At 32.6% G+C, this 26,989-nt stretch carries 20 protein-coding genes; 5 read left to right on the top strand and 15 right to left on the bottom strand.

The features are described 5' to 3' along the window. Positions 1-5 precede the first annotated feature (5 nt). Positions 6-875 carry a M23 family metallopeptidase gene (locus M4I23_RS02380; protein WP_158846500.1) on the bottom strand — a complete coding sequence of 290 codons (870 nt, stop codon included), beginning with the start codon at positions 873-875 and terminating at the stop codon, positions 6-8. A gap of 141 nt (positions 876-1,016) precedes the next feature. Here M4I23_RS02380 and M4I23_RS02375 point away from each other — a divergent pair, with 141 nt between their 5' ends. Continuing rightward, positions 1,017-1,205 carry a twin-arginine translocase TatA/TatE family subunit gene (locus tag M4I23_RS02375; protein WP_158846498.1) on the top strand — a complete coding sequence of 63 codons (189 nt, stop codon included), beginning with the start codon at positions 1,017-1,019 and terminating at the stop codon, positions 1,203-1,205. A gap of 72 nt (positions 1,206-1,277) precedes the next feature. Here M4I23_RS02375 and M4I23_RS02370 read toward each other — a convergent pair whose 3' ends face one another. From M4I23_RS02370 to pgk, 3 genes are all read right to left on the bottom strand, one after another. Further along, a complete protein-coding gene (locus M4I23_RS02370; protein ID WP_249753304.1) occupies positions 1,278-2,285 on the bottom strand; it encodes a DUF4837 family protein in 1,008 nt (335 codons plus the stop codon). A gap of 25 nt (positions 2,286-2,310) precedes the next feature. Next, the gene (locus M4I23_RS02365) at positions 2,311-3,897 is read right to left on the bottom strand and encodes a lytic transglycosylase domain-containing protein (protein ID WP_249753303.1); all 1,587 of its coding nucleotides are present in this window, start codon (positions 3,895-3,897) and stop codon (positions 2,311-2,313) included. A 79-nt stretch (positions 3,898-3,976) separates the two neighbouring features. After that, positions 3,977-5,164, bottom strand: coding sequence for a phosphoglycerate kinase (pgk, locus tag M4I23_RS02360; RefSeq protein WP_158846492.1), 1,188 nt, complete (start codon positions 5,162-5,164; stop codon positions 3,977-3,979). A gap of 205 nt (positions 5,165-5,369) precedes the next feature. Here pgk and M4I23_RS02355 point away from each other — a divergent pair, with 205 nt between their 5' ends. Next, positions 5,370-6,524 carry a DNA polymerase III subunit delta' gene (locus tag M4I23_RS02355; protein WP_249753302.1) on the top strand — a complete coding sequence of 385 codons (1,155 nt, stop codon included), beginning with the start codon at positions 5,370-5,372 and terminating at the stop codon, positions 6,522-6,524. Positions 6,525-6,611: 87 nt separating this feature from the next. Here the strand turns inward: M4I23_RS02355 and M4I23_RS02350 are convergent, their stop codons facing one another. The 5 genes from M4I23_RS02350 to M4I23_RS02330 all read right to left on the bottom strand — a co-directional run bounded on the left by M4I23_RS02350 (position 6,612) and on the right by M4I23_RS02330 (position 15,114). Further along, entirely contained in the window at positions 6,612-7,142 is a 531-nt protein-coding gene (locus tag M4I23_RS02350) for an OmpH family outer membrane protein (protein ID WP_158846488.1), read from the bottom strand. A 356-nt stretch (positions 7,143-7,498) separates the two neighbouring features. Further along, positions 7,499-8,359, bottom strand: a complete 861-nt coding sequence (locus tag M4I23_RS02345) for a class I SAM-dependent methyltransferase (protein WP_158846486.1) — start codon at positions 8,357-8,359, stop codon at positions 7,499-7,501. Positions 8,360-9,326: 967 nt separating this feature from the next. Continuing rightward, a complete protein-coding gene (gene mnmG / locus M4I23_RS02340; RefSeq protein WP_249753301.1) occupies positions 9,327-11,198 on the bottom strand; it encodes a tRNA uridine-5-carboxymethylaminomethyl(34) synthesis enzyme MnmG in 1,872 nt (623 codons plus the stop codon). Positions 11,199-11,282: 84 nt separating this feature from the next. Beyond that, positions 11,283-11,693 carry an rRNA maturation RNase YbeY gene (gene ybeY / locus M4I23_RS02335; RefSeq protein WP_158846482.1) on the bottom strand — a complete coding sequence of 137 codons (411 nt, stop codon included), beginning with the start codon at positions 11,691-11,693 and terminating at the stop codon, positions 11,283-11,285. Beyond that, complete coding sequence (locus M4I23_RS02330; RefSeq protein WP_249753300.1) at positions 11,686-15,114, bottom strand: DUF4175 family protein; 3,429 nt, start codon at positions 15,112-15,114, stop codon at positions 11,686-11,688. Before M4I23_RS02330 ends, ybeY begins: the two co-directional genes overlap by 8 nt. 191 nt (positions 15,115-15,305) lie before the next feature. Between M4I23_RS02330 and gltX the strand changes: the two genes are divergently transcribed. Beyond that, a complete protein-coding gene (gltX, locus tag M4I23_RS02325; protein ID WP_249753299.1) occupies positions 15,306-16,817 on the top strand; it encodes a glutamate--tRNA ligase in 1,512 nt (503 codons plus the stop codon). Between the two features lie 144 nt (positions 16,818-16,961). Here the strand turns inward: gltX and M4I23_RS02320 are convergent, their stop codons facing one another. After that, positions 16,962-20,078, bottom strand: coding sequence for a BspA family leucine-rich repeat surface protein (locus M4I23_RS02320; RefSeq protein ID WP_249753298.1), 3,117 nt, complete (start codon positions 20,076-20,078; stop codon positions 16,962-16,964). Between the two features lie 409 nt (positions 20,079-20,487). Here M4I23_RS02320 and M4I23_RS02315 point away from each other — a divergent pair, with 409 nt between their 5' ends. Next, positions 20,488-21,126: a bifunctional 2-polyprenyl-6-hydroxyphenol methylase/3-demethylubiquinol 3-O-methyltransferase UbiG gene (locus M4I23_RS02315; RefSeq protein ID WP_249753297.1), complete on the top strand. Its 639-nt coding sequence runs from the start codon at positions 20,488-20,490 to the stop codon at positions 21,124-21,126. A gap of 54 nt (positions 21,127-21,180) precedes the next feature. Here M4I23_RS02315 and M4I23_RS02310 read toward each other — a convergent pair whose 3' ends face one another. Next, the gene (locus tag M4I23_RS02310; RefSeq protein ID WP_249753296.1) at positions 21,181-22,296 is read right to left on the bottom strand and encodes a glycoside hydrolase family protein; all 1,116 of its coding nucleotides are present in this window, start codon (positions 22,294-22,296) and stop codon (positions 21,181-21,183) included. A 16-nt stretch (positions 22,297-22,312) separates the two neighbouring features. Then, a complete protein-coding gene (locus M4I23_RS02305) occupies positions 22,313-22,996 on the bottom strand; it encodes a hypothetical protein (RefSeq protein ID WP_249753295.1) in 684 nt (227 codons plus the stop codon). 77 nt (positions 22,997-23,073) lie between these two features. Between M4I23_RS02305 and M4I23_RS02300 the strand changes: the two genes are divergently transcribed. After that, positions 23,074-24,006, top strand: coding sequence for an SPFH domain-containing protein (locus M4I23_RS02300; RefSeq protein WP_158846466.1), 933 nt, complete (start codon positions 23,074-23,076; stop codon positions 24,004-24,006). 73 nt (positions 24,007-24,079) lie between these two features. Here M4I23_RS02300 and M4I23_RS02295 read toward each other — a convergent pair whose 3' ends face one another. From M4I23_RS02295 to M4I23_RS02285, 3 genes are all read right to left on the bottom strand, one after another. Further along, entirely contained in the window at positions 24,080-25,240 is a 1,161-nt protein-coding gene (locus M4I23_RS02295) for a GNAT family N-acetyltransferase (RefSeq protein ID WP_249753294.1), read from the bottom strand. A gap of 67 nt (positions 25,241-25,307) precedes the next feature. Beyond that, positions 25,308-25,793, bottom strand: coding sequence for a DUF1761 domain-containing protein (locus M4I23_RS02290; protein WP_249753293.1), 486 nt, complete (start codon positions 25,791-25,793; stop codon positions 25,308-25,310). Between the two features lie 75 nt (positions 25,794-25,868). Next, complete coding sequence (locus tag M4I23_RS02285; RefSeq protein WP_249753292.1) at positions 25,869-26,972, bottom strand: YgcG family protein; 1,104 nt, start codon at positions 26,970-26,972, stop codon at positions 25,869-25,871. Between the last annotated feature and the right edge of the window lie 17 nt (positions 26,973-26,989).

Raw genomic sequence — 26,989 nt, 5'->3', positions numbered from 1 at the left:
ACATTCTATTTAAAATCTATAAAGTTTGTTGGGTCTATTGGATAACCATCATTCCAAAGCTCAAAATGCAAATGTGGGCCCGTAGATAATTCTCCTGTATTTCCTGCAGTGGCAATTACCTCCCCAGCCTTAACCAGATCGCCTTGCGCTTTTGTTAAACTCGCGTTGTGTTTATAAACAGAAATTAAACCATAACTATGCTCAATGATAATAACGTAACCTGTACTGGCTGTCCATTCGGCAAAAATAACAATACCATCGGCCGTGGCTTTAATAGGTGTATCTTTCGCAACAACAATATCAACAGCGTAATGCTTTTCTTTTACATTGTAAGGATCACTAATGGTACCGTTTACCGGTGGAAATAATATAAAACTGGTAGCCGATGTTGCCGACTCGAATAAATTATACTTATCCTCTTTGTCTACCTTTTCACGAAGTAATGAATCGGCCGACGACGGATTTAAATCTACCTCACCTACCTCCAACTTAACCGCCGATATTATTGAATCTTTATTAAAGTCCGTCGGGCTCAAATCACCTTTTAGAACCTTTTTTATAGATGCATAATACAATTCGTTAACAGAAATAGCCCTTTGCAATGAATCGGTTTTGTAGTTTAATTCGGTAGCTTTCTTTTTTAATGCTGTTGAAGAATAGCCAGGAATATACTCTCTAAGAGGTGTAAATGCTATTAAAGTATACGTTACAGCCACTAAAAATATAGCAGATAGCGATATTAAAACAAACACATTTAAACGTGTTAACTTAAGGGACAAGCGCTCTTCGAACGTGTTTTCGTTAAGTATAACCAATTTATACTTATCGAGTAATTTACTTTTTATTTTTTTGGGTTCTTTCTTTTTCTCTATCATGTTAAAACAAAAATAAATAGAATTTATTAAGTAATTACAAATTCAACTATTTAAATACACCTTTAACAATATGCTAAAGTTATGTTTAAAACGATGTTATTTAAGTTTAATTATTAACTTTGCAAAACAAAATTAACAGTTATGATATTATCAAACATATTTTTAGGAATGATTGGACCAATGCAAATAGCATTAATTGTAGTCATTGTTTTACTTTTATTTGGAGGTAAAAAAATACCTGAATTGATGCGAGGACTTGGTAGCGGAATTAAAGAGTTTAAGGATGCCAGCAAAGAAGAAGAAGATCCAGCAAGCGACAAAAAGAAATAAAACTAATTTTAGTTAAAAAAAAGACCAACATTTTATAAATGTTGGTCTTTTTTTATGTCAATTTTTTATCAACTATTTTATTTTAACAGATCTAATTATAGCTTCAAGTTCTAACATATAATTACGCTTTTCTACCGATGGTGCAAAAGCAAAACCTTCAACAACTACCCAGCGTTTATTAATTTCATCTTCAATAACGTAACTTATAAATGGACCTCCCATAAAATCACCTTTTAAGTCCCATAAACCTTTAGTTTCTAAGGCTGGTTTATTATCTACAATAGTTTCACCGTAAAATGGCGTATACGCGTTCTCCGTAACCATATAAGACTCTATTTTATCTCCACTTGCGGTTAGATCACCATCTTGACGTCCTCGAATGTATAACTTACCAACAGAATCTCTTACTTTAATAATTTGATTAACCACACTATCGTTTCTTTTAATAGCATCATAGGGCAAACTATAAATCATTAAATTATTGGTTCCTGTTGTAATCTCCTTTCTAACCCAGAAAAAATTATCGCTTTCTTTTGCTATTATATAAACAGAAGGAAAATCGATAGTTAAACCTAACTTTTCTTCAATAGCAGTATACGTGTGATGCGATTTACTCATTTGGCGCATGCGTTCACTTAACTCAGTATTACGAAAAGTTTCAATGATTTTATCTGCATTTTCGTTTAGTGTACTAATAATTTCTTCCCTTGTTTTTCCCGAAACAGTAATTACCTTTTGAGGCTTAGCATACACATTATCAGTAATTTCAATTCCAGCTTCTTTATTTGGTGCTATTTTTAAAATAGTTCTGTTTTTTGTAACAAAACCTGAAAAAACAGAAGCAGGAATCTGACTAACAGAAAACATAGGTTCGTCTTGAGGAAGCCCGTAAATAGGTGTGCCCAATATGTTTCTAATGGTCTCGCCTACACCACCATCCCATAAATCGTTACCGAGAACTACAGAGACATGACTCATATTCCCAGAAGAATCTGGTAACAAAGATTGATCATTTTTTTTCTCATTACCGCAAGACACTAATAGAATTAAAGCCATTGCAGAAAAAATAATTTGTCGCATAATATTGTTATTTAGTTTTTAAAATTTAGCTTTTAGCTATTTTAAGTTTCATTCCTATTTTCAGTTTAGTACCACTAATACCGTTCCAATCTTTAATATTTTGAACAGAAACTCCAGTAAATTTTTGAGAAATAGTCCAAAGTGAATCACCATCGGCTACCGTATAGTAGAAAAATGGCCCCGAAATAGGTTTAGGTTTAATTGTTTTTACCGGTTTCGAAGTCCCAGAAACATTAGGGTTTTTATTATAAATAGTTAATCGTTGGCCAATTTTCAAACTGTTACTTCGTAAACCATTCCAACGTTTTAATTCACTTACACGAACACCGTGCATTCTAGAAATTTTACCTAAATAATCACCAGATTTTACACGATACGTCGTTTTATTATCGGCCTTAAAAAATTGAGGTAATGGTTTTTCGCGTTTTGCAAATTCCGCTTTAACGAACTCATAAATTTTATCTTCGTTATTAACAAATTTACCAATCACTTCATTCGGTAATCTTAAACTATAATTTTTACCCTCTACAAAAGGAACAACATCTAATTTATATGAAGGGTTTAAGAACTGTAATTTCTCGATAGGCACATCAGTCACTTCAGATATTTGATCTAAAGTAATCATGCGTTTTACACGAATAGTATCAGTTTCAAAATATGCAACTTCCGGTTTGTAACGTTTAAAACCGTGTTCTTCAGCATATTCAAAAATATACATATTAGCTAAAAAAGCAGGTAAATACCCAGCAGTTTCCCGAGGTAAATTATGCCTAATATTCCAGTAGTTTCTATACCCACCAGAGCGTCTAATAGCTTTAGATACATTTCCTGGACCAGAATTATAAGCAGCCAACGCCAAATCCCAATCGCCAAAAATACCATATAATTTTGATAAGTATTTAGATGCTGCAACAGTAGATTTTATAGGGTCACTACGCTCATCAACATAGCTACTCACATCTAAACCGTACTCTTTACCTGTAGCAAACATAAATTGCCATAAACCGGTTGCTCCAACTCGAGATTTTGCGCGTGGTTTTAAAGCCGACTCTACAATGGCTAAATATTTTATTTCTAAAGGAATGTTTTGATTATCTAACTCACGCTCAAACATTGGAAAATAGAACGAACTAAGCGTTATTAGCTTCTGTAAATGATTGCGCCTGTGTTTTAAATAAGATTTTATAACACTCTCTAGCGACTCGTTATATTCTACGTTAAAAGGCGTTCTAGCGTCTAATTCTTTTAAACGCGCTTTTAAGGTTTCTGTAGATAGCTCTGGATAATCAACCGGCTCGTAAGTTAACTCGGTAACCGATTCGTAGATAGAATCGAAAAGCGTATTACTATATAGTTCTTCATGCCATTTCTCATCAATTTTGGCTGCATAAACGTCGTCTAACAGATTTTTAAAAGCCATACTATCTTTCTCAAGATCAATCCCTGTTACTTTTTGGGATGTATTATCTATTAAAGAATCTTTAATAACTATTGTTTTCTGAACAAGCGAATCCTTAATTTGAAGGGGCTGCACCACTGTGGAATCGGCTTCTTGCGAAAAACAAAAGCTAACATTAATAAATAATAAGATTGTAAAAAATCGAAAAGCCATAAAATCTATTCAGTTAATTGTTGAATGATATTATGGCTAAATTCGTCTTTTTTATGAGAATCTGAAAACTTAATTCAAATTATTCTAAAATAGCAGCAATTCCAGGTAATGTTTTACCTTCTAAACTTTCTAACATTGCTCCGCCTCCAGTACTTACGTAACTTACTTTATCTTCAAAACCAAATTGTTTTACAGCTGCAACAGAGTCTCCTCCACCAACAAGAGAAAAAGCACCTTTTTTAGTAGCTTCTGCAATAGAATTTCCTAATTCTATAGTTCCTCCAGCAAATTTTTCCATTTCAAAAACACCTAATGGTCCATTCCAAAGTATGGTTTTACATTGCATAACAACATCGTGAAATTGTTTTCTCGATTTTGGTCCAGCATCTACACCTTCCCAACCATCAGGAATTTCATTAATATCAACAATTTGAGTGTTAGCATCATTGCTAAAATCATCTGCAGCAATAGTATCTACAGGAATATGGATTTGTACATTTTTTTCTTTGGCTTGCTTTAATATATCTAAAGCTAATGGCATTTTATCATCTTCACAAATAGAATTTCCTATTTTTCCACCTTGAGCTTTAACAAAGGTAAACGCCATTCCACCACCTATAATTAAGTGATCTACTTTATCTAAAATGTTTTCGATAATTGTAATTTTAGACGATACTTTTGCACCACCAAGAATAGCTAAAACAGGTTTCTCACCAGTTTTCATAACCTTATCAATACTTTCAATTTCTTGAGCTAATAATTTTCCGAAGCATTTTTTACCTTCAAAAAATTGAGCTACTATAGTTGTAGATGCATGCGCACGGTGTGCTGTTCCAAATGCATCATTCACATAAATATCTCCTAATTTAGAAAGTTTTTCAGCGAAATCTTTATCACCTGCAGTTTCTTCTTTATAAAAACGTAAGTTTTCTAATAATAAAATTTGTCCTGGTTGTAAGTTTGCCGCTAATGCTTCAACATCTGCACCAATACAATCCGGTGCCATTATAACTTCAACACCCAAAATATCTTCAACTTTATTTACAATATGTTTTAATGAAAACTCATCTTGAAAACCCTTAGGACGACCTAAATGAGACATTAAAATACAGCTTCCACCATCTTCTAAAATTTTGATAATTGTTGGTTTTGCAGATACAATTCGCGTATCATCCGTAACTTCAAATTTATCATTTAAAGGCACATTAAAATCTACACGAATTAATGCTTTTTTATTCTCGAAATTAAAATCGTTAACCGTTTTCATTTTATTTATATGTTTTAATTTTTAACTATTTGATTCACAAATGTAACTAAATAAAAAGCCATTTAAAACGTGTTTTTTAACGAAAACGATATAGACAAGCAATAATTTTTAAAAATTAGAATTGTTGCACTCAGATACATGGATTTTTCGGAGAGATTCACCGATAAATAATAAAAAATATCGAAATTTTATGTAGGTTTGTTTCATGCTTTTTAAAGATGTTTTAGGTCAAGACCATATAAAAAACCATTTAACCACTAGTGTTGATAATGGACGAATTGCCCACGCGCAATTATTTGTAGGCAACGAAGGTTCGGGCACACTACCCATGGCCATTGCTTATGCTCAATATATATTATGCTCAAATTCTGGTGGTGAAAACAGTACAGGAAATGAGTCTTGTAACCTAAAATTTAACAACCTTTCGCATCCCGATTTACATTTTGCCTTTCCTGTAACCACTAGCGATAAGGTAAAAAGCAAACCCGTTTCTAGTTTTTATTTAGAAGAATGGCGAAAACTAGTAAAAGAACAGCCTTACGGGAATTTATTCGATTGGTATAAACTCCTTGGCGTAGATAATAAACAAGGGCAAATTGGTGTAGAAGAAGCTTTAAATATTGTAAAATCGCTTACGCTGAAATCTTACGAAGGCGGCTACAAAGTGATGCTAATTTGGATGGCCGAAAAAATGAACACCGCATGTGCAAACAAGCTTTTAAAGCTTATAGAAGAGCCACCAAACAAAACGGTTTTTATTTTAATTACTGAAGAAGAAGAACAAATTATAAACACCATTCGTTCGCGCTGCCAAATTTTACATTTCCCGCCGCTAGCCGAAGATGTTATAGTTGAAGCTTTGGTAAAACAATTTAATATTGATAGAAATGTTGCTACAAAAATAGCACACCAAAGCAACGGAAATTATAATAAAGCAAGCGATTTAGTATATCAAGATACCGAAGATAACCAGTTTGAAACTTGGTTTATTCTATGGATACGTAGTGCATTTAAAGCCAAAGGAAACAAGGCAGCAATTATAGATTTAATTTCTTGGAGTGAGGACATTGCCAAAACAGGACGAGAAACTCAAAAGCAATTTTTAAATTTTTGTTTAGACTTTTTTCGCCAAGCTTTATTACTTAATTATAACGCAGACGATCTCGTTTTTTTTGAACCAAAAACAAAAAAATTTAAGCTAGAAAACTTTGCCCCATACGTACATGGCAATAACATTATGGATATTAGTAACGAACTTCAAGATGCTATTTATCATATTGAACGTAACGGGAATTCCAAAATTATCCTAACAGATTTATCTATTAAACTAACCAGATTACTTCATAAAAAAGCAGATTAAATCTGTGTCTATTTAAATAACAGTACATAAAAAAAGGTCTATTAAATGAGAATTTAATAGACCTTTTTTAGTTTTTATAATCTAAGCTTATTCTGCCTTCTTATAATCAGCATTTAAAGCATCAACAATAGTTTTAGTTAAATCGCTTTCTTCTGCTCCGTACATTACTGTAGCAGCAGCTTCGCTAGTTCCTAAAATATAGTTGTAACCATTAGTTTTTCCGTAAGCTCCAACAAAGTCTTTAACTCTTACAATAACAGAATCGATATCCGATTGAAAAGCCAACGTTAATTGTTGTTGCTCTACTTGCATTTGCTGTTGTAATTGTTGTTGTTTTTGTTGTAAGCCAGCCATTAATTCTTCAGCCTTTTTTCTATTACTTCTAGCTATTCTTTGAGCTTCAGCTTGAGTTTTTTGAGCTTCCGTTTGGAAAGCCAAACCAATACTGTCTGCTCTTTTTCTAAAAGCTTCTTCTTTCGTTTTGTATTTTGCTTCTAAATCGATTTTTTCTTGAAAATCGTTAATAACGGTTCCGTTATCTACAAAACCAATTTTGTTTGGTTTTTCACAAGATGCTAAAACAAGCATCGCGATGGCAACATAAAGTATGTTCTTCATTTTATTCGTTGATTAGTTTTTGGTTATTTTTTTTAATCCAAACAAATGTAATAAAGTAAGATTAAAACTAAAGACGAATTATTCTGATTTTAACATAAATCACTTCTAAATTAAAAACTATTCGATTAAACGACTTTATCGCTAATTTTTTTAGAATAGAAGCCAAAATTAAAATCTATAGAAAATCTTATCCAAAAACAATACATATAGATAAAATCTATTCATAATTTATATAAAATAGTAAATTATTATTAAAAACAAGATGTTTTAAAGGCGTTTAAGGCGTTTTTAAAAAATCGTTATATATTTAGATGTTGTCAAATAATACAATCAAAATAGACGTGTTAAATTAACTTTTATCTATTTTTTATGACATAAATTAACGAAGAAGCCTCTTTTGTTCTCAAAGATTTAATATTTGAGCGCAAACCAAACCAAAATCCTCTTACTGGATTCATCTTCCCGGTTTTATACTTTTCCGAAAGCATGCTCACATAAAACGCGTCAAATAACATCGGTTTTGTTTCAACAACTTTCATGTTTTGTTTAGCAACTAAATTAGAAATTGAGTTTTTGTTAAAATGCCAAAGATGTCTTGGCACATCATAAGCAGCCCAAAACTCTTTATAATATTGTGCATCGAAACTGTTATAATTAGGTACTGCGATAACTAAAGTTCCGTCCTCTTTTAATAGGCTCTTAAAAATTTGAACCTGCTCTTCTAAGTTTGGCAAATGTTCCAATACATGCCAAAGCGTAATAACATCGAAACTGTTTGATTCAAACTCTTGAAGCTTTTCTGTCCCAAAAACAGAATCATTTGTTTTATTATTAGCAATAGTTCGCGCTTCATTGTTTGGTTCAATACCAGAAACACTCCACTTATTTTGTTGTGCTGTTTGTAAAAAATCACCTGTTCCGCAACCTACATCTAGTAGTATTTTTGTTTGAGATGAAAACGAATTAATAAGCTTTAACTTCTTTTTAAGCGAAATGCTTCTTACTAAATGATATACCTTTTCAAATAAATTTCGCTTAGAATCTGTATGAGAAATATAGTCTTCGCTTTGATAATATCCTGGTAATTTATCTGAGGTTGGCTGAGGAATTGTTTCTAAAAAACCATATACTTTGTTTTCTATTAACTGAAATTCTTCACCGGAAACGGAAAAATCTTTAACTTTTAACGGACTTTTTGATGATTGATAATTGGACACTGAATAAATAGTTTACTTTATTATTGAACTAAAAACGATTAGTTTTTTGATTTAACCCGATTTACTTTGAACTTTTAAATACTAATTACAACTGTTTTTAATCAACTTATTAGTTAGAGTTTATATTATATTATGTTTCTTCAAACATAATATAATAGCAAATTTTTGAATTATAATTAAATTAATCTTTGCTTCTTGTTCTTTTTACTCTTCGCTTTTTTTCTTGAAAACTCAAAAAAAACAGACTTAATCTATCAAAAAAAGAAGAAGCAAACATCGTTTATAAAACCCAATTTAATTCAATATTTTTATTCTGTAAGATCACATTTTAAAATTACAAAGATAAATTAACGTGTTTTTAAACAATTGGCGTTCATTTTAAAAACACTATTTACATAAAAACACTTCTAAAAACTATATAAACCTCTCCCTATTCCTAAAAAAATTAAGTAAAATAATGTGTTTTTATTTTCTAAAAACTAAAAAATAACGCATTAAAAGTTTAAACACCTTTACTAAAAAAGGTTTTCAAAAACATGTTTTAGGTTTTGATTTTCTATAAAATCAAAAACAAACAAATCACTATTCTTTCATGATTTAATTCTTTTTGTTTCAAAAAACAGTATTTAAAACTCGTTAATAATAACAAAAAACTGATTTAAATTGAATTAAAAAAACAAAAACAAACATCTGTTTATATAAAAGTATTAGTCTAAATGTTTCATTTTAATATTGAATGACATGTTGAATGTAGCATATAAATTTTTAAAAAACAGATCGAAAATACATCAAAAAGTCTTTCAAAAATCACATTATAACAAATCTATTTCAGCGTTGAAACATCTATTTATCTTTAATAATTCATACTAAAAAAACAGAACTTACACTACACATGTTCCACGTGGAACGTTATAAAACGAGCTAAATAATCTAATAGCAAAACAACTTATACTACCCAAAAGTTAATCTATCTACCCATATAAACAAGCAAAACAGATACATCATTTGGAGATACCCCACTAATTCTTGACGCTTGAGAAACTGTTGCCGGTTGAATTTTTTTAAGCTTTTCACGCGCCTCTAAACTCATAGATTTTATCTGAGAGTAATCAAAATTTTCAGGAATTTTCACATACTCTAAACGCGATAATTTATCAGCATTCACTTTTTCCTTAGCAATATACCCAGAATATTTAACCTGAATTTCGGTCTGTTCTATCACCTCTCTATCCAGATTATGCTCTTGGATATAAGCCTCAACACTTTCAACTTTACGTATATCTTCCATGTCAACATTAGGTCGAGCAAACACTTTAAAAAGCTTACCAGATTGATTTACAATAGCCGATTTTTTAGATTCTAATATTGGGTTTATCTCTTCTGGCTTTACACTTTGTGTCTCAAAAAAGCTTACAAATTTCTCCGCAGCTTCATGCTTTTCCTCCATGCGTTTTAAACGTTTTTCAGAAGCTAAACCTAAATCAAAACCTTTTGGCGTCAACCTAATATCTGCATTATCTTGGCGTAATAACGTTCTATATTCAGCACGAGAAGTAAACATTCTATATGGCTCCTCTGTACCTTTCGTAATTAAATCATCAACTAAAACACCTATATATGCTTCATCTCTTTTTAATGTAAAAGCATCTCGTTCTTGGGTTTTTAAAGCTGCATTTATACCAGCCATTAATCCTTGAGAAGCAGCTTCTTCATAACCTGTAGTTCCATTAATCTGGCCAGCGAAATACAAACCTTCAACTAACTTAGTTTCTAAGGTATGTTTCAATTGTGTTGGCGGGAAATAATCGTATTCTATAGCGTAACCCGGTCTAAAGAATTTCACGTTTTCAAAACCAACTACAGACCGCAAAGCTTTAAATTGAACATCCTCTGGCAAGGATGTAGAAAAACCATTTACATAAACCTCACAAGTATTCCAACCCTCCGGCTCGATGAATAATTGATGACGATCCTTATCTGCAAAACGATTAATTTTATCTTCAATAGATGGGCAATAACGCGGTCCTAAACTTTTAATTCTACCATTAAACATTGGCGACCTATCAAACCCTTCCCGAAGCAAATCATGCACTTCAAGACTTGTATAAGTCATGTAACAAGAACGTTGTTTTTCCAATGGTTTTGTAATATCTAAATAAGAGAATTTTTCAGGGTTTTCATCACCAGGTTGTTCTGCCATTTTAGAATAATCTAAACTACGACCATCAACTCTTGGAGGTGTACCTGTTTTCATTCTACCAGATTCAAAACCTAATTCCACAAGCTGTTCTGTAATTCCAGTTGCTGCTCTTTCTCCTGCTCTACCACCACCAAAATTTTTATCACCTATATGAATAAGCCCATTTAAAAAAGTACCATTTGTAAGCACAACAGACTTCGCTTTTATTTCAATTCCAAGCGATGTTTTAACACCAACTACTTTATGGTTTTCAACTATTAATCCAGAAACCATATCCTGATAAAAATCTAAATTTGGAGTTCCTTCTAACATCATTCTCCAATCTTCAGCAAAACGCATTCTATCACTCTGCACTCTCGGACTCCACATAGCAGGCCCTTTAGATTTGTTCAGCATTTTAAATTGAATAGCCGACGTATCAGAAACAATTCCACTGTATCCTCCAAGCGCATCTATCTCCCGAACAATTTGTCCTTTAGCTATCCCTCCCATAGCAGGGTTACAAGACATCTGAGCGATGTTTTGTAGATTCATGGTAACCAACAGTGTTTTACTACCCATATTAGCAGCAGCGGCCGCGGCTTCGCTTCCTGCGTGCCCAGCCCCAACAACTATAACATCATAAACATCATTAAACATGCTTTTTCTTTTTTTAAAACCTATAGTGTTCCACGTGGAACATAAATATTTTTTTGTTGAAATTTTATTTAGAAATCGTAATTACTACTTAATCAAATTTAAATAGTACTCTTCTTTTTCACGCATCAAACTAGCGTCCGATTCCGTCTTGTCTTTATACCCACAGTAATGTAAAACACCATGAACAATAACTCGTTTTAATTCTGAAAGAAAATTGACTTCAAAATCCTTTGCGTTATCAATAACTCTCTCAATGGAAATAAAAATATCCCCTTGTATAATTTTGCCAACACAATAATCAAAACTTATTACATCTGTTAAAGTATCATGATTAAGAAATTCCACATTCAATTTATGAAGATACTCATCATCACAAAACACATAGTTTATTTCTTCCAACTTAAAACCTTCGTTAGAGATTGCTTCCATAATCCATTTAGAAATCACTTCCTCTTCCTCTAATATAAAAACTGTTTCGTAATTAAAATTAATCATTGCTTTGCTTAAAATATTCTTGAACTTTCTGTTTGTAAATTTGCTGCAAAGGTAAGCTTTGTCTGTTCAATATTTCAGTTGTATTAAAATATTGTTTAGCTGTAGGTATTTGGTTGTTAGAACTATTATTAAAATCATTACTATTACTTTCAGATTGACGCTTACTATCTTCACCTTGCTGAAAACTCGCTTTATCTAATTTTAATAACTGATGTTTTAATTGCATCATTTTCCGAAGCGTGCTATTATCAAAACCCTTATTCAGAAGGTCTAGTTCTATATCTTCCATTTGCCTTACAAGCTTATCTCCATTTCCACCTTTTCCAAATTTACCTTCATTGCTTAATTGCTCTTCTAAGGCTTGACGTAATTCTTGTTGTTGTTGGTAAATTTTAAAAAGCTCACCATTTAAGTCTTCATTTAAACCTTCGCCATCCTCTCCAGACTGTTTTCCGTTTTCACCTTTTCCATTACCATCTCCATCAGAACCACTCTCTCCTTCTTTACCATCTTTTTCACCTTCACCTTTTTTCTTACCATCACCATCTTTAGGTTTTCCATTTTCACCCTTTTTCATTCCTTCCTGCATCATTTTATTAAGTTGCTCCTGGCTCATAATCATATCTGGTAATTGCATATCACCATCTTTCCCTTGCCCCATAGACATACTCATACTTTCTTGCATATTATCGAGAATACCACTTAAAATGTTAGCTAAATTATTAGCGGCTGTAACAACAAATTGCTGACTAGACACGCCTTGATATAATCTATTTTCGGCTAACAATTCCATTGCTTTATCCATGTGATAATACGCCTCCGTAATTTCTTTATTTACAGTTTCGGATATTTTTGGTTGACGCAACGATAAAGCAAATAAGCTATCATCTACATGCTCAAAGTTTTCCTTTAAATCTTTTTGTTTCTTTAAAAATGAAGCAAACTTGTTATGGTTTACTTCTATAGATTTAAAACTATTCATAAGTGCTTCTTGATCGAAAGAAAACAATACTAAGTTGTCCAAAACCTGACGAAGCATCTCTACATCTTCTTGCATCTTATCACCTTGCATAGAACTCATAGCCGCGCCCATTTGCTCACTCATCTCCATCATTTTCTTGGCAGCTTTCTTTTGGCTATCCTTTGCTTTTTTAGAATTTGCGTTTTTAGAATATTTTGGCTCTCCTTCTGGTTTTTCTCCTGCTTGATCCTGTTCCTTTTTATCTAAAGCATCAGACGCTTTTTTTTGTTCGTCCTGTACTTCTTTTTCATCTAGCTTGTCACGCGGAATTTCCATTGGCTTTTTAAGGGATTTACTTTCCTCTTCTAGATCGCTAATCTGTTTCTTAAAATCGTCAAACTCTTTATTTAATTCTTCTTGCTTTTCTTTTGTATTTTCTTCTTCAGGTTTGTTAGATAATTCTTCCTGATCTGTAGCAAGCTTCATTAAATCCTCTTTAAGTTTTTCCAGTTTCTTTTCAACATAAAAACGTTTCGTTAATTCCAACAGCTGTTCTAAACTTTTCTTTTTGTTTTTATTTTGCTTAGCAAGTTCATCTAACTTTTGTACCAACTCATCTTTTCTAATTTTTTGTTGAAGATGTTTTATTTGCTCTAGTAACTTTTCATCTTCTTTTAATTTCTCTTCATTATCCTCTAGTCGCTTTTTTAAATCTTCCTTAAACTCATCTTCCTTGGTATTCTCCTTTTCAAATTCATCAAGATTATCTTTTAGCTTTTTATTGAAATTTTTCATCATTTCGTCCTGCTCCTTCTGGCGTTTAAAAAATGATTCTAACTTCTTCTTATCATTAAAATTTAAGTTCTCTTTTTCTTTTTGAGTTTTGGTTACATCCTTTAATTGCTTATCCTGTTTTTCAAAATTTTCTAGAGATTTATTTAAATCCTGAATATTTTCCTTCTGTTCTTGCAGTTGTTTTTGCTTTTCCTCGTCTTTAGTCCGTTTTCTATATGAAAAAATCTTGCTTTTAGTGTTTTTATAGCTATTAACAATGTCATTATCAAATACTTGAAAATAAAAACTATAAGAAACTCCTTCTTTAACCTTTAAATTATTAGGAAAAGCACTTATAAATTCTCCAATATTTGAATTACCGATCGGAATATTTTCAACTTGCTTATTTTTTTCATCTTCCGAAGGGTAATAAACTAATTGTAATTTACTAAAACCATAATCGTCGCTAACCTGTCCATAAAAATATAAACTTTGCAAATCCACAGAATCTGTTTCTACTTTTAGTTTTAATTCTGGAAATTCATCTTTAACCACATTTATATTAAAGGCGAGGTTTTCATAATTTTTTAAATCTGCGTTGCTCGTGCTTAGCGTATATTCAAAATTTTTAAATATTTTTCGGTTTACGCCAAATATACCAGTATCAACTTTTTTGAAATTTATAGTGTCTCTAGAAAATAAACTCACAGAAGTAGTAGATTTTGTTTTTAGCTTCCAACTAATTTCTGTTCCTTCTGGCACAGTTGCATTACCCGTACTTTTTAAAGTTTGTTTTTTCTTTCTGGTATAATTAGGGTAATTTAAAACCATTTCAAAATCTAAAAGTGAAGGCACCTCAAGCACATTAATAGTATATGGTTTTGAATTCACTTTATTTGCCGATAACTGAAAATTAATTGCCGTTTTAGGTTGAGAAAAAACGTACTCGAACTCACCTATTGCTTTCTGTTGTAAAAAGTAAGTTTCATCATTATAAGTTATTTGTGCGCTCTCTGGAATAACATCTCCCGTAGTTTTCACAATAAGTTTAAAATCTTTATTCTCTATCGCATTCAAACTTTCGTTAACCACAAAAAACTGAAATGGAGCAGGTGGCTCATAAGCCGTTTTATAATTCACAACACGCGTATAACTATCGCTAAACCAATTAAAATTTCCTGTAAAAAAAGTAAGTAATAAAATTAAAACCGGAATGGCTGCATATTTTAAATAACCTAAATTCTTTTTAAAATTTATAGCAAGCTTAAACGGAATTGGATTTAACTCTAAAGATTTTTGATCAATGCTTGCCAACAATAATTCTGATTTAGAATCGCTTTCATTAAGCTGAAGTACATTAAGTAATTTATCGTTCACTTCAGGAAAATGCTCTCCAATTAATTTTGAAGCTACCTTATAATTTATTCCTTTTTGAAGTTTGAATAATTTAGCCAACGGAAAAATTACAAACTTAACTAGTAATGCTAATTCCACAGCAATAAATAACCAAAACAAAATACTTCGTGCCGTGGTATTTAACCATAGCACATACTCAATAAAAAGTGTAAATAAAAAATACAGCAAACCAATGGCAAAAAACAAAATGATGCCTTTAAGCAATTCATTGGTATAAAACCGCTTAATAAATGCTTCTAATTTACTCTGTATATTTTCAAAATTATTCATGCTTTTCTAAAAACTATTCGGGACAAAAGTATTAACCCACTAAACTACAATTTTATTTTTTACAAGGTTTATAATTAGTTGTTAATTGTATCTTTGTCGCAATTCTAGGAACAAAACTTAGTTTTTAAACTACAAAACCATTTCAATTAACACTTAAATGTAAAAATTTAAGCCTTATTATAAATTTCAAAATGACCAAAAATGTTCGCGTGCGTTTTGCACCAAGCCCAACAGGACCACTACATATTGGTGGTGTTCGTACTGCTCTATTCAATTATTTATTCGCAAAAAAACACAACGGAACTTTTATTTTAAGAATAGAAGATACCGACCAAAACCGCTATGTTGAAGGTGCCGAAAAATACATTATTGACGCCTTAAATTGGTGTAATATGCCTTTTGATGAAGGCCCGAACACCAACGAAAAATTTGGTCCATACCGCCAAAGTGAACGTAAACCGCTTTATAAAGCTTACGCTGAAGAATTAATTGCTTCAGGAAATGCTTATTATGCTTTTGATACTTCAGATGAATTAGATTTTCATAGAAAAGATCATGAAGCCAATAAAAAAACATTTATTTACAATTGGCACAACCGCTTAAAATTAAGTAATTCTTTATCGCTTACCGCAGAAGAAACTCAGGCTAAATTAGATGCTGGCGAAGATTACGTAATCCGTTTTAAAAGCCCGCAGGATGAAACACTTCATCTCAAAGATCTTATTCGTGGTGATATTAAAATTGATACTAACGTTTTAGACGATAAAGTTTTGTTTAAAAGTGACGGTATGCCTACCTACCATTTAGCAAATATTGTGGACGACCATTTAATGGAAATATCGCATGTTATTCGTGGTGAAGAATGGTTACCAAGTTTGGCATTACACTACCAATTATACCAAGCTTTTGGATGGAATGCACCAGAATTTGCACACTTGCCATTGATACTAAAACCAACAGGTAAAGGAAAATTAAGCAAGCGTGATGGTGATAAATTAGGATTCCCTGTTTTTCCTTTATTATGGGAAGATCCAAAAACAAACGAAGTATCTAGAGGTTATAAAGAAGACGGTTATTTTGCCGACGCTATGGTAAATTTCTTAGCCTTTTTAGGTTGGAATCCGGGAACGGAGCAAGAAATTTTTAACATGGAGGAATTAATTGCTGCCTTCGACTTAAAAAAGGTAAACAAATCTGGTGCAAGGTTTGATCCAGACAAAATAAAATGGTTTAACCACCATTATATGCAAGAACAAAATAACGACGAGTTAGCAGATATCTTTAAAAATTCAAGACCAGAATTAGCCGATATTGATACAAGCTATATCGCCATGGCTGTTAATTTAATTAAAGAACGCGCTACTTTTGTTAGTGATTTTTGGGACTTAACAAGCTTCTTTTTTGTTACACCAACAGAATATGACGCTAAAGCCTCTAAAAAAGCTTTAAAAGAAGGTACAGCGGACTTAATGAATGAAGTAATAAGCCTTTTAAACGCGAATATGGACTTCACGGTAGAAACACTTCAAACCGAAATAAAAGGTTGGATTACAAGCAACGAAATTAGCTTTGGAAAAGTTATGATGCCACTTCGTTTAGCTCTTGTTGGTGCTTTACAAGGTCCTGATGTTTTCGATATTATTTACATGATTGGAAAAGATGAAACGGTTAAGCGTATTGAAAAAATTATAGCGATACTATAACAACACATTTATTAAAACGTAAAGACTTCTAAAAAGTTTAAATATTTTTTAGAAGTCTTTTTATTTAAGTCATTTTTAAATATCCCCATATATTCTGTTAATTCACCAGATAATAAAAGCAAAACTTTAGAAAAAAGTTTCGTTTTACCTAACTAAACTAAAATTACCTTTTTGGGTAGTTCCATTATGATAGGTTATTACATACCAATAGTCATTGTTTGACAAAAGTTCACCTTCAAATGTACCGTCCCAACCTTCGTTTATATTCGTTATTTGTTTTAAAAGCTTTCCGTATCGGTCATAAATATAAACACTCAATACGTCATTTAAAGCGTTAGGAACCACCCAATAATCATTAATACCATCATTATTTGGTGTAAAAAAACGTGGCGGTAAACCTGAGATCTCTTTACTTGTAGTAAAAGTCTCCTCCAAACATCCAACTGCTTCTCCAGATGAATTATAAGGTTCTATAATTACATACATAGTTGTCCCTTTGGGTAAATCTACTGGTATGTCGTAATTCGTAATGTTTCCAACATCCAACTTGTTCAAAACATCGACATCCTCAGTAAATGTTTCCAAAGTTAACATATAACCTGTCGCGTTTTCAACCGGAGTCCACGATAAATTAGTATAAATAGGAACCTGCTTTGCACCAGGTAATGGCTCAATTAAACCCGTACACTCTAGAATCAAAATAGGCACGCCAGTGGTAAAACTTTCCTCAGTGCAAGCAGCAGCATCGCCATCGTCATTATAAGGTGTTATACTAACGTAAACCATGGTCTCTCCAGGTAAGTTTTCGGGTAAATTGTAGGTAGTAGCATTTCCAACATCAAATATATTTAAAATATCAACGCCTCCAGAACTAGTTCCAACCGATACTTTATATCCTATTGCTGTGTCAACGGGTTGCCATGATAAATCTGTGTCAACAGACACATCGGTGGAGCCTGCCAGCGGGAATACCAATGCTGTACAAATTGGAATGGAGGTGATAGTAAGCTCAAAACTTTCTTCAGAGACACAACCAAATTCATAGCTATCGTACATGTATATAGTAACTGGATACGACGGAAAATCACTAAAACTTATAATATCGCCTGCTTCATAAGCTGTTCCGGTACCATTGGGACCTGTATAAAACCTTTGGTTACCCGAAAGGTTGCCTCCTGTAATTGTTGGTAATGTAAACGTGAAAGACTTTTTACGATCTACTTTAGGATAAATAAAAGGGGTTGCTATGCTATTACCATCGGTAATGGTCCAATGGTCTTTAGTTATCATGTCGTTTCTTGCAGCTTCTCCAGCGCAATATTGGCTATTGCCACCACTAAACACCACATTGGGCTGTAAGGTTTGCGCACCCCAACCTATGAGTAAAGCATCATAGTTGTCTATGGATAACTTTACATTATCGAACATGCTCTCCATATTGGTAACATTGCTTACGTTCCAACCTCCAATATCTTGGTTAAACGAAGTGGCATTTCTAAACATAAACCCCATATCTGTTACACTACTAACATCCCAATTGCCTATATCTTGATTAAAAGGATTAACACCATTAACATACATACCATTAATAAAATAAACATTACCGTCAAACATCCTCCACATATCAGTAACACGACTTACATCCCAACCGCCAATATCTTGATTAAACAATTTTGCTCCATTAAACATATTTCTCATATGAGTTACACTACTAACATCCCAATCTCCAATATCTTGATTGAAGGATTCTGTAGCAGCAAACATCTCGCTCATATAAGTAACACTACTAACATCCCAACCACCAATATCTTGTTGAAATGATTTAGTATTAGAAAACATCCCGCTCATATCAGTAACACGACTTACATCCCAACCGCCAATATCTTGGTTGAAGGATTCTGCAAAACTAAACATACTAGTCATATTAGTTACATGACTTACATCCCAACCGCCAATATCTTGGTTAAAGGTTTCTGCATAAGTAAACATAGTAACCATATCAATTACATGACTAACATCCCAATTGCCTATATCTTGATTAAAAACAAGAGCTCCAAAAAACATAGACGACATATCTGTTACGTTACCAACATCCCAAACACCTATATCTTGATTAAACAATTCTGTATGTTGAAACATCCCTCTCATGTCTGTTACATTACTAACATTCCAAACACTTATATCTTGGTTAAAGACGAGAGTTCCAGAAAGTAGATAAGACATATCGGTTACATTGCTAACATCCCAAGCACTTATATCTTGGTTAAACAATTTTGCTTCAAAAAACAGCCCATTCATATTTGTTACGTTGCTAACATCCCAAGCACTTATATCTTGGTTAAATACGGAAGCTCCAAAAAATAGATAAGACATATCGGTTACATTACTGACATCCCAAGCATCTATATTCTGGTTAAAATATTCTGCCTCTATAAACATACCACTCATGTTGGTTACACTACTAAAACCCCAACCCCCTATATCTTGATTAAAATGGGAAACGGACGCTTCCTGCCCATAAGAACCTATACCATCCAGTCCTCCAAACATATTGCTCATATTGATAACATTACTTACATCCCAATCCCCTATGTCTTGATTAAAATAGGAAACAGTATCTTCTCCTCCTGCAAACATATAACTCATATTGGTAACACTACTTACATCCCAATCCCCTATATCTTGATTAAAATAAGAAACAGATTCTTCTTCTACTGCAAACATATAGCTCATATCGGTTACATTACTAACGTCCCAATCTCCTATATTATAATTAAAGGCCGATGCCCCTGCAAACATGTAACTCATATCGGTTACCTGCGATAAATCTGGAGCATCTGTAAAATTACCTTGTAAATTAGAACAGCCTTCAAAGGCATATGCCATACTAAGCCACTGGTTATTGCCCCATTGCTCAACCGTCAACAACTTTTGTTCGTCATGCTCAATAGTACCTCCAAAATAAATGCCTGGAAAGGTACCAGTAATGCTAATGGTATAAGTGCCTGTGCTGACATAGGTGTGAATGGCGTTTCCAGTTTCTACCGTAGGCGTTGTACCATCGCCCCAATCTACCGCGTAATTATAGGTATAGCCTGGATACGTACGTATGTCTATTTGATTGTAGCCTGAGGCTCCTAAATTATCTGTTTTCCAAGTGGTAACAAAAGGTATGGTGGCTTGACCATAGCTTTTTAAAATGAAAAAAAAGGCTATGATAAAAAGTGAAGCGCAATACTTGTTTGCAAACAATTTAGACATATAAATTTATGTGAACATTAAAGATACATTTTTTTGTATTGTATTTACTTTCTTTTCGTTGAAGTGTGTTTTGTAGTTGAACTTATAATAACCTCAGTTCGATTATCAATAATCGAACTGAGATACAATACTTAACCATACTGAAAACTGTGTGTGCCAGAAATATAAAGCAGATTGTAATAATAACCTAATGCTTCAAAGGAATCACCATATTCCATGTTTTCAAATTTCCGTGCTTCTGCTCTACTTCCAACTGCAGCAAATAAATGCGTCGGTTTTCCATCCTCAACTAAAATGAAAAGACGTCTAAAATGATTTTATTGTGCTGTTGTGCCAACATAAAAAAATCTATTATCTTCGTTTAGTATTGAAAATATGTATTACGTATACGTTTAAATAATTACATAAAATGAAAGAAATGTGGGATAATAGATATTCAAATGAAGATTACGCTTATGGAATATTACCAAATGATTTTTTTAAGTATGCAATTGATAAATACAAACTAACAGGTAAAATCCTTTTACCCGCAGAAGGAGAAGGACGAAATGCTGTATATGCGGCTAAAAAAGGCTTAAATGTAACAGCATTTGATATAAGTAACGAAGGCAAAAAGAAAGCCCTAAAATTAGCGGAAAAAGAAAATGTAAAAATCAACTATGAGATTGGTAATTTGTTTGATTTAGATCTCATTAATGAACAATTTGACAGTGCTATTTTTATTTACGCTCACTTACCGCCTTCCATCCTATCAAATTATCATAAGAAAATTGCAGAGCTAGTAAAACCTAATGGCTACATAATTCTTGAAGGTTTTAGTACTGGACATTTAGAACTAAGAAAACAAAACCCTCAAGTTGGTGGTCCAGATAAACTAGAAATGTTGTTTTCAATAGATACTATTAAAAGGGATTTTCCAGATTTTGACATAATCGAACTAGAAGATGTTGAAACCGAATTAAATGAAGGTAAGTTTCATATTGGAACTGCCAAGGTAATACGTTTTGTGGGTAAAAAACAGCATACCATACAACCTAAACTGCATTAAAACACTATCTAGTAAACACCAAATCAGCTCCAAAAACCTCAAAAACAAACTTCCCTAATGCTTCAACGGAATCACCATATTCCAAGTATTCTCAAATTTCCAAGCTTCTGGTCCATTACCAACTGCAGCAAATAAATGTGTAGGTTTTCCATCTTCAACTAAAACAAAAGGACGTTCAAAATGATTTTGGTGAGATGTTGTTCCATCGTTCCATAAAACATCACGGCTGTATGCCTTAACGTTTTCGAATAAGTTCCATTCTACACCATCTTTAGACCAAATGTGGATGCCGCCGCCTTCTTCTCCGCAAATTTCACCAGAACGATCTTTCATCACTCCTTCATATCTATCACCTGCCCACCAAATGTATGGATCTTCAACATCTACATGGCTATTTCCTGGCGTTTCAAACCTAAATACAGGCTCTTCACTTAAACGTTTATACTCACCTCTTGGGTTATCTGCCATAGCAACCCCCAATAATAACGGTGGTTTTGGAGTTACAGAAGATTTATACATCAATAAAATTTTACCTGTTTTTGGATCTACTGCTGGCGAAGGGTTGGATGTAATAGTAGCATCCCAATGTCCTGGTCTAGGCTCTATAACTGGTTTATCAACACGTTCCCAAGGACCAAAAATAGAATCACTAATAGCCAAACCAACACGCTTGTTTAACCATGCTTTATTCCAATCATAACCATCTGGTTTCGGATTGTCTTTTGTTGGTTGATCAAAATCGTAAGTTGTTCCAAAATGATATAATAAATACTTGTCTTTATATTTTACAATTCTTGGATTATGCGTACACATACCATCGAAAAACTCCTTTCCTCGAACAGGAAGCACAACTTCTTGAAATTCGTAAGGTCCAACTGGAGTATCGGCAACTGCACGAACAACTTCAGAATTTGTAACCCAATTACCAAAACCAACATCTTTAGACCATCTAGAAGCAAACATATGGTATTTACCATCCTCGCCTTTTATAACCGAAGATCCCCAAATCCAGTAATTATCATCACGAAAACCACCTCCTATCGGTGCAGGTAAAACACGATCTATAAATGCTTCGGGTGTTTGTTTTCCCGACATACAGGATAATAAACTTACCGATGATAAAGCGATTGATCCTTTTATAGTTGTTTCAATAAATGTTCTTCTTTTCATGTCTTCTTTTAAAATCTTAAAATTCTACTACGGCTCCAAAAACCAACATATTTTGGTTTCCTTCAAAACGAGTATTACCACCTAGCGTGTCTAAACTAGCATTGTCTAATTTCTTTAAAATATTGGTAAAACCATAAATATATTGCGCTTTTAACTTAAAGTTTTTAATACCAACAGAAGCACCTACTGCACCATTAAAATTGAATTGAGAAATATTAAGAATATCTTCTGCCGATAAATTAGTGTAGTTAGCAATGTAATAACCATCTTGATTTCTATCATTTAACTCCAATTTACCATTGTATTGTAACATGGGTCCAACATCTATTGTAAAATATTTTGGAATCACTTTTATATGCATCAATAAAGACAATTGAGCCGCAAACATTTTATAATCAATATAAGTTTCATCGAAACTAATTAAACTTGGTCGTCCTAGTATTTCAATATGATTTTCAGAGAGCTGCATACCAAAACTCATATTATACCATCTGTGCGGTATATCAACTATTGCACTCATTCCTCCTAAAAAACCTTGTGCACTTTTTGTGTTAAAATTATCTGTAGTAATATCAAATTGGGTAATACCCCCGCCTATATTTATATTGTTAGTAATTCGCACATTACCATGTTGTGCAAAGTTTTTTGTAACAAAACATAGTGTAATGGCTACTAATAGTAAAAGTCGATTAAATTTCATACGAGTTGAGCTTATAAACGACCAAATATAATATAATTTTTGTATCTTAAATTTTCTAATCATTTAATATAAAACCTATGGATTTCCTTTTAATTCCCCTAATTGTATTTGGGCTATTTATTTTAATTTCATCATTCTTTACGGTAAAACAACAAACCGCTGCAATTATAGAACGCTTCGGGCGCTTCCATAGTATTCGTCAGTCTGGTTTACAAATGAAAATACCGTTAGTAGATCGCGTTTCAGGCCGTTTAAGCCTAAAAATCCAACAATTGGATGTTATAGTCGAAACGAAGACGAAAGACGATGTATTTGTTCGTCTTAAAGTTTCTGTGCAATATAAAGTTATTAGAGAAAAAGTGGAAGATGCTTACTATAAACTAGATTATCCCCACGATCAAATTACAAGTTATGTATTTGATGTGGTACGTGCCGAAGTTCCAAAAATGATTTTAGACGATGTGTTTTTACGCAAAGACGATGTTGCCATTGCTGTAAAAACAGAATTGAATGAAGCCATGCAAAATTATGGTTACGATATTATAAAAACATTAGTAACCGATATTGATCCAGATGCACAAGTAAAAGCAGCAATGAACCGTATTAACGCGGCCGACAGAGAAAAAACTGCGGCACAATATGAAGGTGATGCGGCTCGTATTTTAATTGTTGAAAAAGCAAAAGCTGAAGCTGAAAGTAAACGTTTACAAGGGCAAGGTATTGCCGATCAACGTCGTGAAATTGCACGTGGTTTAGAAGAATCTGTAGATGTATTAAACCGTGTTGGTATTAACAGCCAAGAAGCATCTGCGCTTATTGTTGTAACCCAACATTATGATACATTACAAGCCATTGGTAGTGAAACTAATAGTAACTTAATTCTATTACCAAATTCTCCACAAGCTGGTAGCAATATGCTAAACGATATGGTTGCTAGTTTTACAGCAAGTAACCAAATTGGAGAGGCCATGAAAAACTCTAATAATAATAAAAAGGAAAAGGAAGAATAGAATATCGAATTTCCTTTAATTGAAATTAAATCCTCAAAGTTCAGCTTTGGGGATTTTTTATGTTTAGGAAAGTTTATAAACTTTTAAAAGGATGGCGATCTTCCCACTCTTGCGACGGATTCATGAGTTTAAATATCTGTTTCAACAAGGCATTCATAACACCATTGGTGTGTTTTAAATACACCAGCATAGGTTTAGCCTCTGCACCTACCGAGCTTTTAATTTCCATGGCTGTACGTGCATAAACTATGCTTTTAAAACTATTTTCTATACCAAATTTTAGCATATCATAAAGCATGTTTAAATAGAGCTGATGCGAATATTGGTGTTCACTATCATACCCTAAAAAATAGGTTTCCAAAGCTTTATTATTCAAGATTAACGTGTAAAAACCAACAAGTTTATCATCCAAATAATATCCAAAAATTCTAAAATTATCTTTTAGTTGAAATTTCAAACTATAAAAATGATTTTCGGGTAAAATGAATGTATTAAACTTAGCATTATCTGAAACATTTAGATACAATTTATGTAATACTTCAGAATTGTTTTTAACATCATCTAAAGATAATTCTATAGCTTTAATTGAGTTAAATTTCTTCTTGGCACGTTTATATCTATCTCTGTATTTTTTATATAATGAAGCCGTGTAATCTTCGATAGTAAACCAATCCTTTCTAAGAGAAAGTATCATATTAGGCTGCATGTGCACCTGATGTAATTTGGCAGCATTTAAGCTTTCTTTTTCTTTGTGAATAGGATCGTTTTCAAAATAATCTTTCAAAACAAACATTCTAATTGTTTTATTTTGTTTGGTTTTTATAATCGTTTTAATTTCATTTAAAGCCTTATCAATAACTTCAAAAAATTCTCGATTAGATAGATCTTTCTTTCCAAAAAACAAACCATGTTGCCCAGTATGTGTTAAGTTTCCTATAACTAAAATATTACCTTTTAAAATTTTAGAAACTAAATCCCGAACATAAGCTTTAAAACAAGACAACTCAGTTTTTCTAAACATATCTTGCAAATACAACTGTACACGTTGTGTAATGGCTGCACCAACCAAAACACCTTCTTTAAAAACACCAATGTAAAATAACTCTAGGTTATTTGGCGAGGCTTCTTCCAAAGCTTGTAAATAGGGCGTTTGCAAGAAAACATCGTGTTTTACAAGTGCGTTCCAGCCTTCTGGAAGTTTGTTAAATGAATTATAAATTTTATAATGTATCAATAGAAAATAAAAAAGACCGAAAATTACACTTCTCAGTCTATAAATATGTTAAAAGTTTACAAAAATTTTATTTCCAACCACATATAATGCCTCCCATAATACCTAAAGTCACAATCCAATATCCAGAGTTCACCAAAATGTATTTAGTACTTTTTCGTTCAAATAATGCATTGGTGCCTAATATTGGTAAAGCCACAAATACGCCTGCTAAAACACCGTGTAAAGCACCGTGTTTAAAAGTTCTAAAATGATTACCATAATCGGCCATAAACGCAGCATAAGAAGGCAAAGCTTTTGAAGGATCTCCACCAACCAAACTCAACGCTCCAGTTTGATGAATACTCATTTGCATCATGGTCATCGCTAATAAAAAGGCAAAAATAAAAGCCATAATAAAAATTTTAGACATGTTTGCCCCTTTCATATTTTCTGCACTCATTCCAGCTTCTTTCATCCAAATAGTTCCAAAAACTTTTGGGTTGTACCAAATAAAACCAACAACCAAGGCAGAAATAGCAGCTACTAAAAGTGCTATTGGGTTAAAAAAATCCATAATATTTTAAGTTTAGTTAGTTTTTAAAGGTAGTTAAATTTAGATAATAACTTATTTATTATCAATAAATTACTATTACCAACTTCCGCTAGAACCACCGCCACCAGAACTTCCTCCACCACCAGAAAAACTACTGCTTGAAGATGAACTGCTATAACCTGAACCTGAACTACTATAACTTGAGCTAGAACCACTAGAAGAAAAATTCTTGCTCATAAAACTTTTATCACTTTTTAGTATTGATAATTTAAAAGGCTCATGATTTTTATTAGAACGGGTTAAAAAAACTATAATTAAAGGAATAGCAATAAACAAAACAACTACGAAAATAATTAAGTTAGCTATGTTTAAAAATGAGGCATTTTCTATAAACATAAAAGGATCACCAATTTGATTATTATTCATTCCAATATTAATAAAAACTGCACCAAAAATCAAAGGCATAATAATAAATGGCAAACTAAAAGCAACTGTAATTATGGAGAAAAAAAGGAAAAATGGAAATGAAACAATACTAACCTTCCCAGTAATTAAACCTCTAAATAAATTTATTAATTGCTTATATCCTTTATAAAACAAAGTCCCTCCCGCTCCTATAAAAAGACCCAAAAATATAAGTAAAATAAACCCTATTATTATTTTTCCCCATAACGGCATTTCACTTCCTTCTTCATTTAAGTTAGCAAATTCTTCACGGTATTTAGGGTCGTCTATAAGTTTTATAATTTCCGATGTTGCTAAATCTACACCCTTGTAAAAATCACCCTTTTTAAATTCGGGTGTCATGGTTTCTCTTATAATTCGAGACGCAAAAGCATCGGTAATTATAGGTTCTAGACCATAACCTACTTCAATTCTAAACTTTCTATCATTTTTAGCTATTAAAATTAAGAGTCCATTATCAGCTTCTTTTTGTCCGAGTTCATTGTTTTCAAAAACCTTTAAAGCATAATTTTCAACGGTATTATTCTCTAAGGAATTAATTGTTAAAACCACTATCTGATGTGTGGTTTCAGTTTCGTAAGCCTTAAGTTTTTCTCGAAGTTCTAAAGTTTCGCTTTCGCGGAAAAGTGCCGCATTATCGGTTACAATTTCGGTTAAAACAGGAAAATCTTCTTGCCCGTTGGTATATTGAAACCAAACAAAAAACAAGAGGATTATTAATTTTATTTTACTCAAATGCTGTTAGTAACCTA

The organism is Algibacter sp. L4_22, assembly GCF_023473045.1.
GTDB lineage: Bacteria > Bacteroidota > Bacteroidia > Flavobacteriales > Flavobacteriaceae > Algibacter.
This window is presented reverse-complemented; position numbering and strand designations above follow the sequence as displayed.

Coding starts and splice junctions, on each gene's coding strand:
- M4I23_RS02300 (WP_158846466.1), top strand. CDS start 23,074: ATGGATTTCCTTTTAATTCCCCTAATTGTATTTGGGCTATTTATTTTA.
- M4I23_RS02375 (WP_158846498.1), top strand. CDS start 1,017: ATGATATTATCAAACATATTTTTAGGAATGATTGGACCAATGCAAATA.
- ybeY (WP_158846482.1), bottom strand. CDS start 11,693: ATGATTAATTTTAATTACGAAACAGTTTTTATATTAGAGGAAGAGGAA.
- M4I23_RS02370 (WP_249753304.1), bottom strand. CDS start 2,285: ATGCGACAAATTATTTTTTCTGCAATGGCTTTAATTCTATTAGTGTCT.
- M4I23_RS02320 (WP_249753298.1), bottom strand. CDS start 20,078: ATGTCTAAATTGTTTGCAAACAAGTATTGCGCTTCACTTTTTATCATA.
- M4I23_RS02355 (WP_249753302.1), top strand. CDS start 5,370: ATGCTTTTTAAAGATGTTTTAGGTCAAGACCATATAAAAAACCATTTA.
- gltX (WP_249753299.1), top strand. CDS start 15,306: ATGACCAAAAATGTTCGCGTGCGTTTTGCACCAAGCCCAACAGGACCA.
- mnmG (WP_249753301.1), bottom strand. CDS start 11,198: ATGTTTAATGATGTTTATGATGTTATAGTTGTTGGGGCTGGGCACGCA.
- M4I23_RS02365 (WP_249753303.1), bottom strand. CDS start 3,897: ATGGCTTTTCGATTTTTTACAATCTTATTATTTATTAATGTTAGCTTT.
- M4I23_RS02350 (WP_158846488.1), bottom strand. CDS start 7,142: ATGAAGAACATACTTTATGTTGCCATCGCGATGCTTGTTTTAGCATCT.
- M4I23_RS02315 (WP_249753297.1), top strand. CDS start 20,488: ATGAAAGAAATGTGGGATAATAGATATTCAAATGAAGATTACGCTTAT.
- M4I23_RS02330 (WP_249753300.1), bottom strand. CDS start 15,114: ATGAATAATTTTGAAAATATACAGAGTAAATTAGAAGCATTTATTAAG.
- M4I23_RS02380 (WP_158846500.1), bottom strand. CDS start 875: ATGATAGAGAAAAAGAAAGAACCCAAAAAAATAAAAAGTAAATTACTC.
- M4I23_RS02310 (WP_249753296.1), bottom strand. CDS start 22,296: ATGAAAAGAAGAACATTTATTGAAACAACTATAAAAGGATCAATCGCT.
- M4I23_RS02305 (WP_249753295.1), bottom strand. CDS start 22,996: ATGAAATTTAATCGACTTTTACTATTAGTAGCCATTACACTATGTTTT.
- M4I23_RS02290 (WP_249753293.1), bottom strand. CDS start 25,793: ATGGATTTTTTTAACCCAATAGCACTTTTAGTAGCTGCTATTTCTGCC.
- pgk (WP_158846492.1), bottom strand. CDS start 5,164: ATGAAAACGGTTAACGATTTTAATTTCGAGAATAAAAAAGCATTAATT.